Raw genomic sequence first — 15,590 nt, 5'->3', positions numbered from 1 at the left:
TTGAAACGTTTTTGTCATACGTTCGTAAAGATTAATAGCTCAAAACTGGTCATTTATGGAATGATTGTAAAAAAATACAGCGTTTCTGTTTCCAAAAAAACATAGATATTGTAAGCTATATATATAGTAACTTTTTTCCAAATAGTCAGACACCAAGAACCAGTTTTTCTGAAAACCTCTTTCAAAGGGTTACTGTAATAAAAGAAAGGGAGAGAGATTAATGAAGAAAAAGTGGATGTCGGGTGTGCTATGCACCGCATTATTAGCAGGAAGTGTAACACCAACTTTAGCGGAAACTTCCTCTAACGTAAAAGTAGAAAACATGAAGACTGCTGCATTACAACAAGCCATTAAGGACGCTGATGTTTCAAGAGAAGAAGCTATAGAAAAAGCTAAATCTTTTGTTGATCTATCTGAAGATTATCAAAATGAAAATGTTCGGTTTGATAATAATATGAACGGCGTTACAGTATGGTCTGTATCTTGGAGTAAACAAGAAGATGGGAACCATCATCACATTGATGTCCGTGTAGATGCTGAAACAGGTGACGTCATTTCCATGAATAAGCATTTTCACGGGGAGCAACCTAATCGTGCATTTTCTCCAGATTTCGAGTATGAAAAAGCTGTGTCCATTGCCAAGAACTACATAGTAGATGAGTTTCCAGACAAAATGGGCAAACTTTCACTTGATGAACAAGCAAATGAACGATATCAAGAACGACCGTTACGACAGCAAGATGCATACAGAGTCCACTTTAATCAAAAAGTGAATGATATTCAATTTGATCAAAATAATATTCAAATTGAAGTTGGGGCTGATGGTGAAGTTAGAGGTTTTCACTATAGTTGGCGTTCAGATGTTAGTTTTGAGGAGCCTGAAAATGTACTATCAAATGAAAAAGCTTTCGATCTCCTTGAAGAGCAAATGAATGTAGAACTACGCTACCATATAGACCCTTATCTAGAAAAACGTACAGGGGAAAAAGTGGAACCAAGTTTAAAATATACTCCAGTGTTGAATGACTATGAACATGACCTACCTGCATATATGGATGCTCAATCAGGTGATTGGTTAAATTATGAAGGGAAGCTACTATCAGAAGTAGAAGAACCTTATGAAGTAGCAGAAGAGCCCATTGCAAAAGAAACTGCCTCAAAAGAAGTACCTGGCGAAGAGCTTACACAAAAAGAAGCGATTCAAGTAGTTGAGGATACATTTGATATTCCAGACAAATATACTCTTGAAGATGCTCGTTATGAAGATTATAGTCCTATGCCATCTGAGAACCCTACCTGGAGATTTCATTATAGAGATCAAGAGCAAGCAGCTCCAATGAGTCTTAGTATCCAAGTGGATGCGAAAACAGGACAAGTATTGAGATTTCAAGATGATATGATGTATCGCTATGGCGAGGTATTACCAAAAGACTTTGAAGTGAACACAACGAAAGATGAAGCTAAAGAGAAAGCACTAGAAGTCGTGAAAAAAGCTGCGCCTTCGAAGCTAGATCATTTATATGCAACAACAGTACAAGAAAGCACATATAATGGCAGTGATAAACCGATTGCCTATGATGTAACATTTGTTCGTAAAGAAAATGGAATATTAGTTGAAGGTAATGAGGCGAGAGTTTCCATTTCCACCAAAAATGGTGAATTGCTTCGCTATAACATGCGTTGGAATGATTTAGAATTCCCGAGTGAAGACGATGTATTATCAAAAGACAAAGCTAAAGAAGATATTCTATCTCATTATTCAATGGATCTAAGTTACCATTTACCAAGAACCAGAGAAGATGAAGAGCGTGTTACAGATGCAATGCTTGTTTACCAACCTACACGAGATATTTCCCAGTATAATGTGTTTTATGATGCTAAAACAGGGAAATGGATTAATGCAGAAACAGGAAAAGAATATACAAATGGTAGACAAAAACCTAAAGATATTGATGATCATAAAGCGGAAGAAGCGTTATTTACCATGGTTGAATATGGAGTATTTAAGCTGGATGATGAAGGTAATGTGAATCCTGATCAAACGGTTTCTCGTGGTGAACTTGTTAAGTATATGATGGTTGCACTAGGATATGATCGTTATTATTCTTCACAAGATATCGATATGTTTGATGATGTATCAAAAGAAAATGAGAATTATCGATATATTTTAACAGCAATTCAACGAAATATGCTTGATCATGATGCTGATAATTTCAATCCTGATGAGGATGCAGAGCGCGAATTTGTGGCGAAACTGTTAGTTACAGCACTAGGATATGACAAACTTGCGAGCATGGATGGGGTATTCCAATCTGGTTTCAATGATTCAGGTGATATGGAATTCGAAGGTCACGTTGCGTTGGCAACTAAATTAGGAATTCTTAACTCAGAAGATAGTAGCTTTAATCCTAATGAGGATGTAACGAAAGCACAATTTGCTCAAAGCCTATTAGCCTTTCTAGAAGTAGAAACAAAATTAGATAAACTACATTACTAAAAGGTGCGAGAACGTCAGGTATTTACCTGACGTTCTTTTTATGTGCTAGGATTAATAAAAATATAGACTTGTGTATAACCTAATAAGTTATATAGGCCATGCATATGTTCAGATCCCAGCAACTACTGTGCTTCCCTCAACTCCTTAGAATAAGGCAATATCGTATCTCTTACGATTTTCGTGTTTGCTTTATCTCCTATGGAATCAGGTGAAGTTCTGGAAAAATGGAGGGTCGATTAAGACCGCTACGTCACGCAGCAACATCGTTCCACCAACTTATGTCGTGTAGGTATCAGCAGATACGACGCTGAACTGGCGCTTTCGCTTTTCTTTATGTGTTTATTGAGGTAATTAGGATAACCTATTCTTATAATAAAAGGATGTGTTAGCGTTGCTTTGGAATGCCATAGTTTTATTGATTGGAATGGTCATGGTAACCATAGGTTTTCTGTTACGATTTAAAATACTGACTTTGAATCGATTAAATGATAATCAGGATGAAATAATAGCAAGAGTTGGAGGGATGGTGTTGATTGTAGTTGGAACTATTGTGTTAATTATCCCTTTGCTAATAGGTGGGGAGATGTGAGAATTGGACAAAAAGATAGCCCCGGCCTTATCGCTAACCGGAGCTTGCATGGCATTTCTTTTATTCGTTTAATCTTGAATAGGGAGGAAACTTACTCATGGGGAAGTGACCTTTTGATATTCCCCGTTCTGAATAATGCCATCCACGGTAATGGATCTTACAATAGGGGAGGAAGTTGATCCTTCCGTGTGTACATATTCAGAAATAACAAACTTCATATAAGCATCATTCTTAGTGCCATCTTGCAGAGTGTTAACAATAGCATCTGCATTGTTTAATTCAACCAACATCATCCCTGTTTGATCTTTTGAGAAAGGGAGCTTAGATTTGGTTAAATCATTTATATGAAACAGATATTCATCTGTATCATCCTTTTTTCGGAGTGTTCCTGAAACAACGACATCTCCACTAAACGTATATGTCCTTGGAGATTCTTGTCTAATTTCTTTTAAAGTCATTGCATCAACTTGATCTCCAGGCTTCAGGGAATCATAGTCATAACTTTCGGATTTCATTTCAGGCGTTTGTTGAGGAACAGCTATTGATCCTCCACCTCCAAAAGAGGTGTCCGATGAATTTTGTGTGGATATACTCTTATTGCTAATGGAATCCCGAACATCATGATTTTCTACGACAAAAGGTTGTGTTGTAAAAGAACCTTCCATATCACCAATTTGATTAACAGTCAGACCACCGATTAAAAGGGTTACAGTTGTACATACGGTAATTGCAGCAGGCTTTAATAAATATGTGGTGAATTTTGGTCGTTTAGGGTATGTTTCCTGACTTATGGTTTTAAATACATCCTCTTTGTCCTTCGATGAAAATGATGTCGGTATCTCTTCTTTATAATGATTTTTCATACCTCTCAATTTTTGATCCAAGCTCATGACAGATCACTCCTTTGATTGCTTCTTTCCTCAAGGATATTCGCTAGTCTGGTTCGCGCTCGATTCAAACGAGTCTTAACACTTGATTCTTTTTGGTTAAGAGAATGAGAGATTTCCTTAATAGAAAAATCATTAAAATAATAGAGAATCAGCACTTCACGATACTTAATGGGGAGTTGTAAAATGAATGTCATAAATTCATGTGACTCGCTTTCATCCACAATCTGTTTTTCTGGTGTCTCATTATCTTGTGACTCCGTAAGATACGTAATCATTTTTTGAAACAGATTGTCGTGACGAGTATGAAAACTCCTCAAATAATCCTTACTCTTATTAATCGCTATCGAAAAAATCCATGTTCGAAGGGAAGACTTATGCTGAAAAGTGTGTAGCTTTTTATATACGGTAAGAAACGTTTCTTGAGTAATATCATCCGTATCTGCTTGATTTTTTACATAAGTGTAAATAAATCGTTTCACATCGTCTCCATATTCATCCATAATTTTTTCAAGAGCTTCAGTAGAGTCCATTTCTAGTACATTTACTGCCTCTTCTTGATGAGAAGGATGTTTTTTGACCATAATTTGTTCTCCCATCCTGCGTCATCCTTTCGCTAATGAATCCTATGATTAATAGTGCGTTCATGTATAAGACGTGACGACTTTTAAATAGGATTCACTTTTATGAAATTTTTTAAAGAAGAGCTCTGAGAGTCCGTTTAGCGACGTACAAACTTGCTGCCCACAAGACGTAGGTTGGTTTGAAGTTGCTGCGTGACGTAGTGTTTTAATAGAACCACTTCTAAGTTCTTTTGAGATAAATTAAACACGAAGAGCGTTAGCTATCAGATGTTGACTTACCGTGATGAGGGTGAGGAAGTTGCTAGTCGCTAGGAGCGTTTGGAGCAATTTATTCTTTATGCAGTAAAAAATTAAATTTTTGAAAGGGAAAAAATTGTGGCCCTAATGATCGGGCCACACATTATTACTTAAGATGATGTTTTAAACCTCGGGAAATTAGTTGATATGGCAATAGTCCCCATCACTGCTATTAACATTGGGTAAAAGGAATATGGGATTATGGCTAAGGGTGATATTTCACCAAACTGTGCTGCAGTTAGTAACTGTGCACCATATGGGATTAAACCTTGTATTGTACAAGAAAAGATATCAAGTAAGCTAGCAGATTTACGAGGGTCTATTTGATAATTATCTGAGATTTGTTTTACGAGTTGTCCTGTTGTAATGATGGCAATGGTATTATTTGCTGTAGCTAAGTTTGTCGTACTGACAAGACCTGCAATACTAGCCTCGGCACCTTTTTTTGAACGAACACCTTTCGATAATGCATTCATGATAAATTGAATACCACCATTATTTTGGATCATAGCTACTATGCCGCCTAGAATGATAGTTAATAAGATCAATTCAGCCATACCAGTCATTCCCGATGTAATTTGTTCCATAAACTTCATTAGAGAATAGTCTGATGTTGTCAATCCTATTATACCTGCTAAGAGGATACCTCCCAGTAATACTGCTAGAACATTAGCTCCTAATAATGCAGCAATAAGTACCCCGAGGTATGGAAGAATATTCACCCATTCAAATGATTCTGCAGATACAGTAGAGGTACTTCCTAATGTTATTACAAAAAGAGTGCCTATGGTAATAAAGGCTGCAGGCATTACGATGAAAAAATTGGTTTTAAACTTATCTTTCATTTCTGTTTTTTGCGTACGTACTGCTGCAATGGTAGTGTCAGAAATAATAGATAAGTTGTCTCCAAACATTGCTCCGCCCACAACCGTAGCAACAGTAATTGCTGTTGGAAGTTCAGTTTCGCCGCTAATTCCCACTGCAATAGGTGCCAATGCAGATATGGTTCCTACTGAAGTACCCATGGCTAGTGATATAAAACTGCCAATAATAAAAATTCCCACAATAATCATATTTTGAGGTAAATAGGTTAAAGCAAAATTAACGGTCGAATCGACAGAACCAATTCCATTTGCCACTGCAGAAAATGCTCCAGACAATAGAAAAATCATAACCATAATCATGATATCTGGGTGTCCTGCACCTTGAGCAAACTGTTCAACTCTAGATGATAGACTTATCTTTTTGGAGATAAGTAATGATGTAATAGCTGCTAATACTGCGGGTATTAACATAGAAACTTGATAAAAATCTCCTGTTATCATTCCAGCCAGAAAAAAAGTTGCTAAAAAGACGATAAAAGGTAATAAAGAAAGCGGGTTTGCTTGGGCAGATTGCTTCATGATGTCACCTCTTCCTAAACGTTGATGTATAGAATGAATTAAATATTAGCGCTATCGCTATTTAAACCTCTTATACGTTAAATCGTTAAGGTGTTAATGTCAATGTGAGTGCTTACCAGAATAAGAAATTGAAATTAGTTTTGCGGAAGGGGGTTCTTAAAAAATCTGAGCAATAAGTATGTAATACAAAACATTACAAATTTGTTACAAATCGTTTTTATTTTTATCGGAAATCATAAAGTAGAGTAGCCCGTTTTACGCAGCAACATTGAATCAATACGTTGTTTAGACTACACTCCATACGTCGCCAATGGGCGTGCCCTTCTTTGCCCTAGCAAAAAATAAAGGAGCATTCGGGTGGAATGCTCCAGATTAATTAGTAATTAGATAATGTTGTCTACATCTTCAGTCTCTGTAATAAGTAATAGTACTTTACCTTCGTCAAGGCGTTCCTCATACGTTTCTGCTTCTGTTTCGAATAAGCCTAGGTCCTGAAGCTTATTACGAAGCTCATCTCCTTTTTTGTTAAGCATATTTCCTACAGTTTCACTGATATTTTGTTCTTTAAAGCCAACTGTATTTGCATCAGAATTGTTTGCGATTCGTTCTGTACGATCATCATCATGACTCATTACATAAATATTATCTTTGTGGATTCCGTGATTAGAAAGTTTTTGTACATCGTTTTGAAGTTTTTCATCATTCGTATATTCTCTTACAAATGGTTTCAATGTGATACCCCCCTAATTCAATGTTTCATTGTCATTATTCCCCATACATTGAACTCGAAACTTGTTAATGTGTGATACTTTTAAGTTGAATATGAATATAGGGAAGCTTATTTTGATATCTCTGAAAAGAAAATGTAATAAACCTGTAAAGTTATGTCGCCCATTTTTTTGGTAGAATTGGTTCTAACAGCATAAGTCGAACAAATTAGATAAAGAGATGGAGAGTGAGCATTTTGAAAAGACACCTTTTGGCAATGGGGATGGCGATAGCGCTGATACTAGGATTTGGTCATGCGCAAGAAGTTTCGGCAGCATCTGAAGGAGAAAATTTAATTGCAGCTGCAAAAAACCATATGGGTACACCTTACGTTTTTGGAGGAGCATCACCTAACGGTTTTGATTGCTCAGGCTTTACGCAGTATATGTTTAAGAAGATGGACATTGATATTCCTCGTACAACTGGATCACAAGCTAACGTAGGAGAAAAGGTTAGTAAATCTAATTTAAAAGTTGGAGATTTAATATTCTTTAAGAATACATATAAGCAAGGCATTTCCCATGTAGGAATTTATGTAGGTAACAATAAATTTATTAGTGCTACATCAAGTGAGGGTGTTGATGTTGTATCTTTGGATAATCCTTATTGGGGACCTAAATATGCTACGGCTCGTAGAGTAGCAGACTTTGATAAAAATGAGTTATTCCCAGATCTTTCTGAAGATAACAAGGCATTTGAAGCAGTTAAGACTCTTACAGCTTCAAAAATCATTAATGGTTATAGAGATGGCACTTTTAAGCCTGATGTTTCCATTTCTCGTGGTCAGGCGGCAGCTCTTATTAACAATGCATTAAAAGTAGATACAAATTCATCTGTTTCTTTCCCAGATGTAGCAGAAAATCACACATTTGCTGAAGACATTGCAGCTATGAAGAAAACAGGTATCATTAAAGGCTTTCCAGATGGCAACTTCAAACCAGACGAAACAATCGCACGCTGGCAAATGGCGATTATGATGAATAGAGCATTTGATTTGGAAGAAAAATTAGCAGATAAAGTACAAACGACAAATGGTGATGATAACCATGCTATTGAACTTCTTAGTGCTTCTGATGAATCTGGATACTTCAAAGCAGATTCATTCAAGTCAAGCGCTGCTACAACTCGCGCAGCATTTTCAGTGGCATTATATCAAGCTATGAATCAATAATAGTATTTATAAATAAGACGAATGAATAGCCTCTTCGGTTTCAGGAGAGGTTATTTTTTTTATCAAAATAGCTTCTATTTAGTAGATTTAAGTTGTAATGAGAAATGTTATATTATTTATTTATATAATACCCATCATATTTCAATTGCAAACCATCTATATAATAAAAAAATAGCTTATTATATAAATAGAAATGTAAAGATAGGGAAAAGGTTACTAAGGTTAGTTATTGGTAAACATAGATTAAAAATCAAGGTTTCTCTAGATACTATCATGGCATTGAGTAACAAGGAGGTATATATATGGAAAAAAATCTAAACCAACAAATTGTACCGTCAACAACTGGTAAGGATAAGTTTTTTTCCAAAGATGAATTTTGGAGCAAATTACAATTGTTTGCCAAAAAAGCAGGACATTCAGTAGTCTACGCTGCATTGCTTTTATATTACACGTTACAAAAGAATGATCTGCCAGTTTGGGTTCGAACAACGATTATCGGATCATTAGGTTACTTTATCTTACCTTTTGATCTTATTCCGGATTTTGCTGCGGGAGTTGGCTATACGGACGATTTTGGAGCGTTAGGGGCAGCGTTGCTGCAAGTTTCCATGTACATTGATGAGGAAGTGAAACAGAAAGCAAAAAACAAACTCAACATTTGGTTTGGTTCAGAAGTAGATACGACAGTTGTGGATCAGAAGCTATTTTAGAAGATTAGAATAACAAGTGTTAAAAGTCTGCTCTATTATCAGAGCAGACTTTTTTTAGGGTTTTTTGTGAAGTGTGATGCTGGTAGAGGTATCATAAACGTAGAGTGATTAATGTTAATGTAGGGGGAATTGTAACCAAAAGGTAGCGTTTTCTGATACACTAATTGTGAAAAGAGGTGGATGAATTGAATATAACAATACTTGGAGCAGGAGCCATAGGAGCTTATTTCGGAGTTCGATGGGAGCAAATCGGACACCAGGTTCAATATTTAGTTCGCTCTAGAAGATCTGAACAATTACGCAAACATGGGGTGCACCTACATAGTGTTCAAGGAGATTACACCCTTGAACAACCTTTTGTGGTAGAGGACGTAAGTGACATAGAATTTACAGATTTAGTGATCTTGGCAGTAAAGGGTTATCATTTACAAGGTGCAATACCAGAGTTGAAGGATTTGGTACAAAAAGGTGCTAAAGTATTGCCTTTGTTAAACGGAATTGAACACATTTACACGTTGCAGGATGAGTTAGGTGAAGAGAACGTTATAGGTGGATTGTCATATATTATTGCAACATTAGATGAAAAAGGGCATGTAGTTCATTCCAGTCAGTTACATGACATTCATTTCGGCCCCCTTCATTTTTCGCAACATGAACTATGCAATCAATTAGAACATGTTTGTGCTGATGCGAATATGAGAGCGAAACAAAGTCAACATATTATGGAAGATCTTTGGAAGAAGTACATGTTTATCACTGCGTTTTCGGGTGTTACAACAGCTGGGAACTTTACTGTTGGAACCATACGTGAAGAGCAAGTAACGTATGAAGCCACTAAGAATGTCTTAAAGGAAATGAAGATTTTAGCAAATGCTTTTGATATTCCGTTAAGGGAGGAAAGTATTCAAGCAGGGATTTTAAAATTTGAATCATTACCAGATGAAGCTACTTCTTCTATGCATCAAGATAAACGTAAAGGCTTGCCTCTAGAAGTGGATCATTTGCAAGGTGGGGCATTAAGGTTAGCACAAAAAGCCGGCATAAGCTTACCTTACATTCATATGTTATATTCATTGATTAAACCATATGAGCGAGGATAGTAAAGGAAAACGGGCTTATTAAAAAAATAAGTCCGTTTTTACACGCTCTGCAAAACTGAATGTAGGAAAATGCAGCTAAGCTTCTGCTCGTACTAAGGACATGTAAATCAATACATTTTCTTTTAAATGGAAGGGGGTATAATGGTGATAAAACAAGAATCATTTATGAAAAATGTCCGGCTTCATTTTAATGAACAGGGAGAGAGATGGATAAACGAATTGCCATCCCTGCTCTCATATTGTGAAGAAAGGTGGGAGATGAGGATAGAGGAACCATACCATTTATCCATTAATTATGTAGCTCCCGCTACGATGAAGAATAATAAAGAGGTTGTAGTAAAAGTGTGCATTCCTGGAGTTGAGTTTCATGATGAAGTCATAGCAATTAGCTTATTTCAAAATCAAAGAATGAATGCACTCTTTGATTTTGATCTTAATAAAGGTATCATAATACTTGAAAAACTAACGCCAGGATATACGTTAGCAGAAGTAGGGGATGAACAAAAAGAGACGCTTATTGCAGCAAGGTTACTGAAAAATCTTCATATAAAGGTTCCAAAGGAGTGCCCTTTACATACTACAAAAATAAGGGAAGAGAACCTTGAGGAACTGGTTAGGAAAAATCCTAGTGGTTTAGGGCCTATTTCAGCTCAGATGTTTCAAAAAGCATTTGAAATTTTTACATACTTGAATCAATAAGCGCGTCATGACTGGCTTCTGCATGGAGATTTCCATCATTATAATATCCTAGCATCAGAACAACATGGATGGATGTCTATTGACCCCAAAGGGCTGGTTGGGGAAAGAGAATATGATCTCATCCAATACATGCTCAATAATTTACCTGGTAAAAATGCTTACCAAACTATTAAAGATCGGGTAAATGTATTTACAGAAGAATTGTCCCTTCAAAAAGATCGCTTACTCTTGTGGGGATACTGTCATTCCGTTTTATCTACAGCCTGGACAGTTGATAAGGAAGGAAGCTTCGCACAGCCGTTTTTTGACGGAATTAGCATATTTGATAATCTTTATAGAGAATATTATAAATACCCTCTATAAAAATACTATTATTATCCACAAATGAAATAATGGTAAAAAAAGGAAAAGAAAGACTTAGTTCCTCTGTCATTTTACTGTATAAATGAAATCTCAAACAAAAATTAATCAAATTGCATTCTTTTCTAATTTGATAACGTTTGTTCCTTATAGGAAATTATTAAAATGTTTTTTTGTACACCTATATCCCTTTATATAGGCCACTTCCAGCAACTAGTATCCTTCCCTAACCTCCGGTCGATTAGTCAACATCGAACCAAACTATGTCGTGTTGGTCGCAGCATATATGTTGCTAACAGGGCACTTGCGCTTTTCTTTAGTTACGTCCTGTAGCAAACTAAACCGACTTCTCGACTTGCTTGCAAGAATAGAATCATATTCTTATAATTAGTGACAAAAAACAGTGTATCAAACCACAAGGGGAGCCTAATTGGCTGAGAGTGAAGAGTTTGTTCTAACCCTTATTGACCTGTTAAGTAATACTAGCGTAGGGATGTGGCTTTCGTGATGGTTCATAGTAAATAGGTCTTCTCCATCTCAGAAGCAATCCCTTGCTTTACTTTTTTGTTTTATTTTCTAGATTGCATCAATAAAAAGGGAGGGGAGTACAACTATGCAACACACTAGGGTTTTGTTTATGATAGAAATGTCTATTTTTGCTGCTATTGGTTTGATTCTAAGTCTACCATTTTTGTCTATTCCATTATGGCTCCAAGGGGGATCAATTTCATTTGTGATGGTTCCTATTTTAATTATGGCTTTTCGATGGGGAGTTAAAGGGGGAGTCGTGACAGGGGTCCTTGTTGGTTTGTTGAATTCTGTTATACAACCTTTTATTGTCCATCCCCTCCAATATATAACGGATTATCCATTAGCCTTTGCTTTAGTAGGAGTGGCGGGATTGTTTGCTAGTTCTATTCATCGTGCGTTACATGATAGACATACAAAGCAGTTTATGACGATTCTTATATTAGCTACGTTTCTAGGAAGTGTACTGCGATTCTGTAGTCACTTTTTGGGAGGAATTGTGTTTTTTGATTACCTAGCTCCTGAAGACACATCTGTTTGGGTATATTCTCTGACATATAATTTAGGGTATATGTTTCCTTCATTTTTGGCTTGTGCCGCATTACTAAGTTTTATCATTTGGAAGCAACCGCGATTGATTCGGAGATGAGTTGTGAGTAATACGTCCTGAATAATAGTATAGATGTGTAAACCTCTCTCTTTTGTGAAATAGACATACGACAATACATAAGACAGGGGTTTTGACAATGAAGTGGAAGCTATTTCTGATTGGAACAAGTATTATATGCTTGTTGAGTGCTTGTAATAATGAAGACCAAGTGACACCACAAGATCAAAATAGTCAGGAAAATCAGCAAGAAAGTGAAACAAATGGAGAAAAGCAAACACCTAAAAAGGGTGAAGGAAATCAGGTGAAACTAACCTTCCAGCCCGCTGACGTGAAGAAGTTAAAAACAACGCAACCTAAGGATGAATGGGAAAAGGTAGGGACGAAAGCAGTTAGTACCACTAAAGATAAAAAAGGATCCCTAATGTTTTATAGTCCATTTTCCAAACAGAAAGAAACTAATTCCGAAAAGAAAAAGGTAAAAGCTATTTTAAACGTAAATGATACCTATTATGACATTGGCATTGTAGGACAATATGGTATGGATACGGTCGATATACAACAAGTGGATGTTACCAATGATGACCAAACCGAAATACTCATTACTGGAGGTATGGGACCTACATCGAATGAAATGAATGTCATAGGCTTCCAAAATGAGAATGTAGTGAATCTATTAACAGCAGGTAATGGTGATTTGATAAACATTGACAATGATGATTCGAAAGAGCTTGTATCGCATTCTAAGAGAGCTTTACCTCCATATGTTTGGATTTATCGATGGAATAAAGATCACTTTGAAAAAGCAGATGTCGCTGATGCTACCACGAGTAAGGCCGCTCTGATTAAAAATCAGGGAAACCAAAAGGTTATAAAAGTAGTCAAGGAGAAACAAGACCCCAAATACTTCCACTATAGTAAAGGTAATCTAAAACCCGTTACAGTAGAGGGGTAAAAGCGAGAGGAGCACACACTGTGCATACAAAGCGGGATTCACTTATGCGTAATAAAATAATTAATTGATTTGAATTCCACCAAATCCTTTTGTGAAAGATTTCCGGGGGTGTTTGTAGTAATCCCCCCGGAAATTTTTTATTTGTGAGTGTATGCAATTAAAATAATCTGCTCATCCGACTCGTTTCTAAATTCGTTTTCTAACGCTTTAATTTCATGGAGCATTTCATCGGATAGATCGGCTGTGTTGTATTCTTCCATCATGGACTGGTTTTCCATCCTGACACCTCTTTCTAATTTTGTATTAGGTTGTCTCAAGATGGATTATTCATTCCAAGTTCATTAAATATGTATAGGAAATGTTTGCTTGATTGAATTCTTTGAAAAATGTTTACGAAACTCGGATTTAGTGTAATAGTAGTATAGCAAATACATCATTTTAGTTAGGTAAGAAACAGGGGTGAATGTGATGGGAAGTCAATTAAGTAGCCAGCTCTTTTTGTCGAAATTAATCACCCAATATGCCAACATACATCAACGAAGTGTTGGTGCGAAAGCTGAAGAATACATTCGTCAGTTAGGGATACGAAAAGGAGAGTGGATAGAGGGGTTCTTTTTAAATCATTATCATACGTTAACTGTGGATGAGTATGCCGAACTAATTATAGATATTAAAAATGCAATCGGAGGTCATTTCGAAATTGAGTCTGTTCATCCTGATTGTGTAGTGGTGAAAGCTCATCAATGTCCATTTGGGGATGTAGTTAAGGACGCACCTCATCTATGCATGATGACATCCAGTGTGTTTGGTGGCATAGCTTCTCGTCATTTTGGGTATGGTAAAGTTACTATTAAGGAACGAATTGCTAACGGGGATGATGGGTGTAAGGTTCATATTTATTTTTCACCGAATGAGTTAGATGGTGAGGAATATATAGATTTACCAGTAACTCCAGAGCAAGGTGATCCTTTTGCTTGGGAAGAAGAGACCATCAAAATGTTAGGAGAAGAGTTGCGTAAAAGCGATGACATGGTTTCTGAGTTGTTGACAGAGATTGAAGAATTAAAAAAACAAGTCAACAATCAACAATAACTATATCAGAGAGTACAGCGTTTTGCCTTTACTCTTTTTTTATAGTAAAGATAGTAGTATGAGTTGGTGATTCTTACATGTAAGGCGTAGATGAAAATCTGGGAGATAAAGGTTCGATTATATCAACATCGAACCAACCCACGTCCTATGGGATCAGTTTGTACTCCGGTAAACGGACGTTTATGCTTTACTTTATGCGCAACATTTGCTGATTTAGTTTATTACATAGTATGGTGAAAGGGTTAGTCTTCAAATAAAGAAGGGAGTCTATTTATGACATTTCGTGCATTACTAGCAACAAAACAAGAAGACAAAGTTACAACTGAAATAGTACAACGAACAGAAGCAGACTTGCCTAAAGGAGATGTAACCATAAAGGTTGCATATTCAAGTGTAAATTATAAAGACGGATTAGCTACAGTTCCTAAATCAAAAGTTGTCCCAGAATACCCAATGGTACCAGGGATTGATTTAGCAGGTACAGTGGTGGATTCTGCAGATGAACGTTATCAAGAAGGCGATCAAGTTATAGTGACGAGCTATGAACTTGGTGTTTCACATGATGGCGGTTTTAGTGAATATGCCCGTGTTAAAAGCGAATGGATTGTCCCTTTACCTGATGGAATGAACATGAAAGAGGCTATGACATTTGGAACAGCAGGGTTTACAGCTGCATTATCGGTTCATAAATTAGAACAAAATGGATTGACACCAGAAGATGGCCCAATTCTTGTTCAAGGTGCTACTGGTGGTGTAGGTAGTATGGCTGTTGCTATGCTATCGAAGCGAGGGTTCAATGTAGTGGCTTCAACTGGAAAAGAATCAGAAGCAAACTTCTTAAAGTCTATTGGTGCATCAGACGTAATAAGTCGAGAAGATGTAACCCCTGAAAAAGTAAAACCATTACAAAAGCAAACATGGGCTGGAGCAGTTGACCCAGTTGGTGGTAAGCCTCTAGCTTCTGTGCTCAGTTCAATGAAGTACGGAGGAGCAGTCGCAGTAAGTGGTCTAACAGCAGGGGTTGAAATCCCGACAACAGTTATGCCATTTATCCTTCGAGGAGTAGATTTATTAGGAGTTGATTCTGTTTACTGTCCTATGGAGACTCGTAAAGAGGTTTGGGACAGAATTGCTACGGATTTAAAGCCAGATCAGATGAATTCAATTGAACATGAAATTTCCTTGGAAGATCTACCACAGACATTAAGTGATATTTTACAAAGTAAGGTTAAAGGACGTACTGTTGTAAGGTTAGGCGAATAATATTATCAACAAATTTGGAATAATAAGGGCATCTACCATTACTGGTAGGTGCCTTTCTTACTTCGCATTAAAGTTACAGG

General features: G+C 36.6%; 16 protein-coding genes. 11 read left to right on the top strand and 5 right to left on the bottom strand.

Annotation, left to right across the window (positions count from 1 at the left end):
• The first annotated feature begins 220 nt into the window (after nt 1-220).
• Complete coding sequence (locus GLW08_RS03290) at nt 221-2,497, top strand: YcdB/YcdC domain-containing protein (protein WP_160847139.1); 2,277 nt, start codon at nt 221-223, stop codon at nt 2,495-2,497.
• 391 nt (nt 2,498-2,888) lie between these two features.
• Nucleotides 2,889-3,086: a hypothetical protein gene (locus GLW08_RS03285; protein ID WP_160847138.1), complete on the top strand. Its 198-nt coding sequence runs from the start codon at nt 2,889-2,891 to the stop codon at nt 3,084-3,086.
• Between the two features lie 95 nt (nt 3,087-3,181).
• Here GLW08_RS03285 and GLW08_RS03280 read toward each other — a convergent pair whose 3' ends face one another.
• The 4 genes from GLW08_RS03280 to GLW08_RS03265 all read right to left on the bottom strand — a co-directional run bounded on the left by GLW08_RS03280 (nt 3,182) and on the right by GLW08_RS03265 (nt 6,988).
• On the bottom strand, nt 3,182-3,976 hold the full coding sequence (locus GLW08_RS03280) for a hypothetical protein (protein WP_160847137.1): 795 nt from the start codon (nt 3,974-3,976) through the stop codon (nt 3,182-3,184).
• Nucleotides 3,973-4,572, bottom strand: coding sequence for a sigma-70 family RNA polymerase sigma factor (locus GLW08_RS03275; protein WP_237458283.1), 600 nt, complete (start codon nt 4,570-4,572; stop codon nt 3,973-3,975). Before GLW08_RS03275 ends, GLW08_RS03280 begins: the two co-directional genes overlap by 4 nt.
• A gap of 392 nt (nt 4,573-4,964) precedes the next feature.
• Nucleotides 4,965-6,257, bottom strand: coding sequence for a Na+/H+ antiporter NhaC family protein (locus GLW08_RS03270; protein WP_160847136.1), 1,293 nt, complete (start codon nt 6,255-6,257; stop codon nt 4,965-4,967).
• Between the two features lie 383 nt (nt 6,258-6,640).
• A complete protein-coding gene (locus tag GLW08_RS03265; protein WP_160847135.1) occupies nt 6,641-6,988 on the bottom strand; it encodes a general stress protein in 348 nt (115 codons plus the stop codon).
• A 233-nt stretch (nt 6,989-7,221) separates the two neighbouring features.
• On the opposite strand from GLW08_RS03265, the gene GLW08_RS03260 reads away from it, so the two are divergent.
• The 7 genes from GLW08_RS03260 to GLW08_RS03230 all read left to right on the top strand — a co-directional run bounded on the left by GLW08_RS03260 (nt 7,222) and on the right by GLW08_RS03230 (nt 13,155).
• Nucleotides 7,222-8,196 (top strand): C40 family peptidase, encoded by a 975-nt coding sequence (locus GLW08_RS03260; RefSeq protein ID WP_160847134.1) that lies wholly within the window; start codon nt 7,222-7,224, stop codon nt 8,194-8,196.
• Between the two features lie 302 nt (nt 8,197-8,498).
• Complete coding sequence (locus GLW08_RS03255) at nt 8,499-8,906, top strand: YkvA family protein (protein WP_160847133.1); 408 nt, start codon at nt 8,499-8,501, stop codon at nt 8,904-8,906.
• A gap of 176 nt (nt 8,907-9,082) precedes the next feature.
• Nucleotides 9,083-10,006, top strand: coding sequence for a ketopantoate reductase family protein (locus GLW08_RS03250; RefSeq protein ID WP_337193888.1), 924 nt, complete (start codon nt 9,083-9,085; stop codon nt 10,004-10,006).
• Nucleotides 10,007-10,147: 141 nt separating this feature from the next.
• Nucleotides 10,148-10,705 (top strand): hypothetical protein, encoded by a 558-nt coding sequence (locus tag GLW08_RS03245; protein WP_160847131.1) that lies wholly within the window; start codon nt 10,148-10,150, stop codon nt 10,703-10,705.
• Between the two features lie 18 nt (nt 10,706-10,723).
• Nucleotides 10,724-11,068: an aminoglycoside phosphotransferase family protein gene (locus tag GLW08_RS03240; protein ID WP_160847876.1), complete on the top strand. Its 345-nt coding sequence runs from the start codon at nt 10,724-10,726 to the stop codon at nt 11,066-11,068.
• Nucleotides 11,069-11,678: 610 nt separating this feature from the next.
• Nucleotides 11,679-12,242: an energy-coupled thiamine transporter ThiT gene (gene thiT / locus GLW08_RS03235; protein ID WP_160847130.1), complete on the top strand. Its 564-nt coding sequence runs from the start codon at nt 11,679-11,681 to the stop codon at nt 12,240-12,242.
• A gap of 97 nt (nt 12,243-12,339) precedes the next feature.
• Nucleotides 12,340-13,155: a hypothetical protein gene (locus GLW08_RS03230; protein WP_160847129.1), complete on the top strand. Its 816-nt coding sequence runs from the start codon at nt 12,340-12,342 to the stop codon at nt 13,153-13,155.
• Between the two features lie 137 nt (nt 13,156-13,292).
• Here the strand turns inward: GLW08_RS03230 and GLW08_RS03225 are convergent, their stop codons facing one another.
• Nucleotides 13,293-13,433, bottom strand: a complete 141-nt coding sequence (locus GLW08_RS03225; RefSeq protein ID WP_160847128.1) for a hypothetical protein — start codon at nt 13,431-13,433, stop codon at nt 13,293-13,295.
• A gap of 190 nt (nt 13,434-13,623) precedes the next feature.
• Here GLW08_RS03225 and GLW08_RS03220 point away from each other — a divergent pair, with 190 nt between their 5' ends.
• Together GLW08_RS03220 and GLW08_RS03215 are read left to right on the top strand one after the other, a co-directional pair.
• Complete coding sequence (locus tag GLW08_RS03220) at nt 13,624-14,247, top strand: methanogen output domain 1-containing protein (protein WP_160847127.1); 624 nt, start codon at nt 13,624-13,626, stop codon at nt 14,245-14,247.
• A gap of 273 nt (nt 14,248-14,520) precedes the next feature.
• Complete coding sequence (locus GLW08_RS03215; protein WP_160847126.1) at nt 14,521-15,510, top strand: NADPH:quinone oxidoreductase family protein; 990 nt, start codon at nt 14,521-14,523, stop codon at nt 15,508-15,510.
• Nucleotides 15,511-15,590 lie beyond the last annotated feature (80 nt).

Source organism: Pontibacillus yanchengensis (genome assembly GCF_009856295.1).
In the GTDB taxonomy this organism is placed as follows: domain Bacteria; phylum Bacillota; class Bacilli; order Bacillales; family BH030062; genus Pontibacillus; species Pontibacillus yanchengensis_A.
This window is presented reverse-complemented; position numbering and strand designations above follow the sequence as displayed.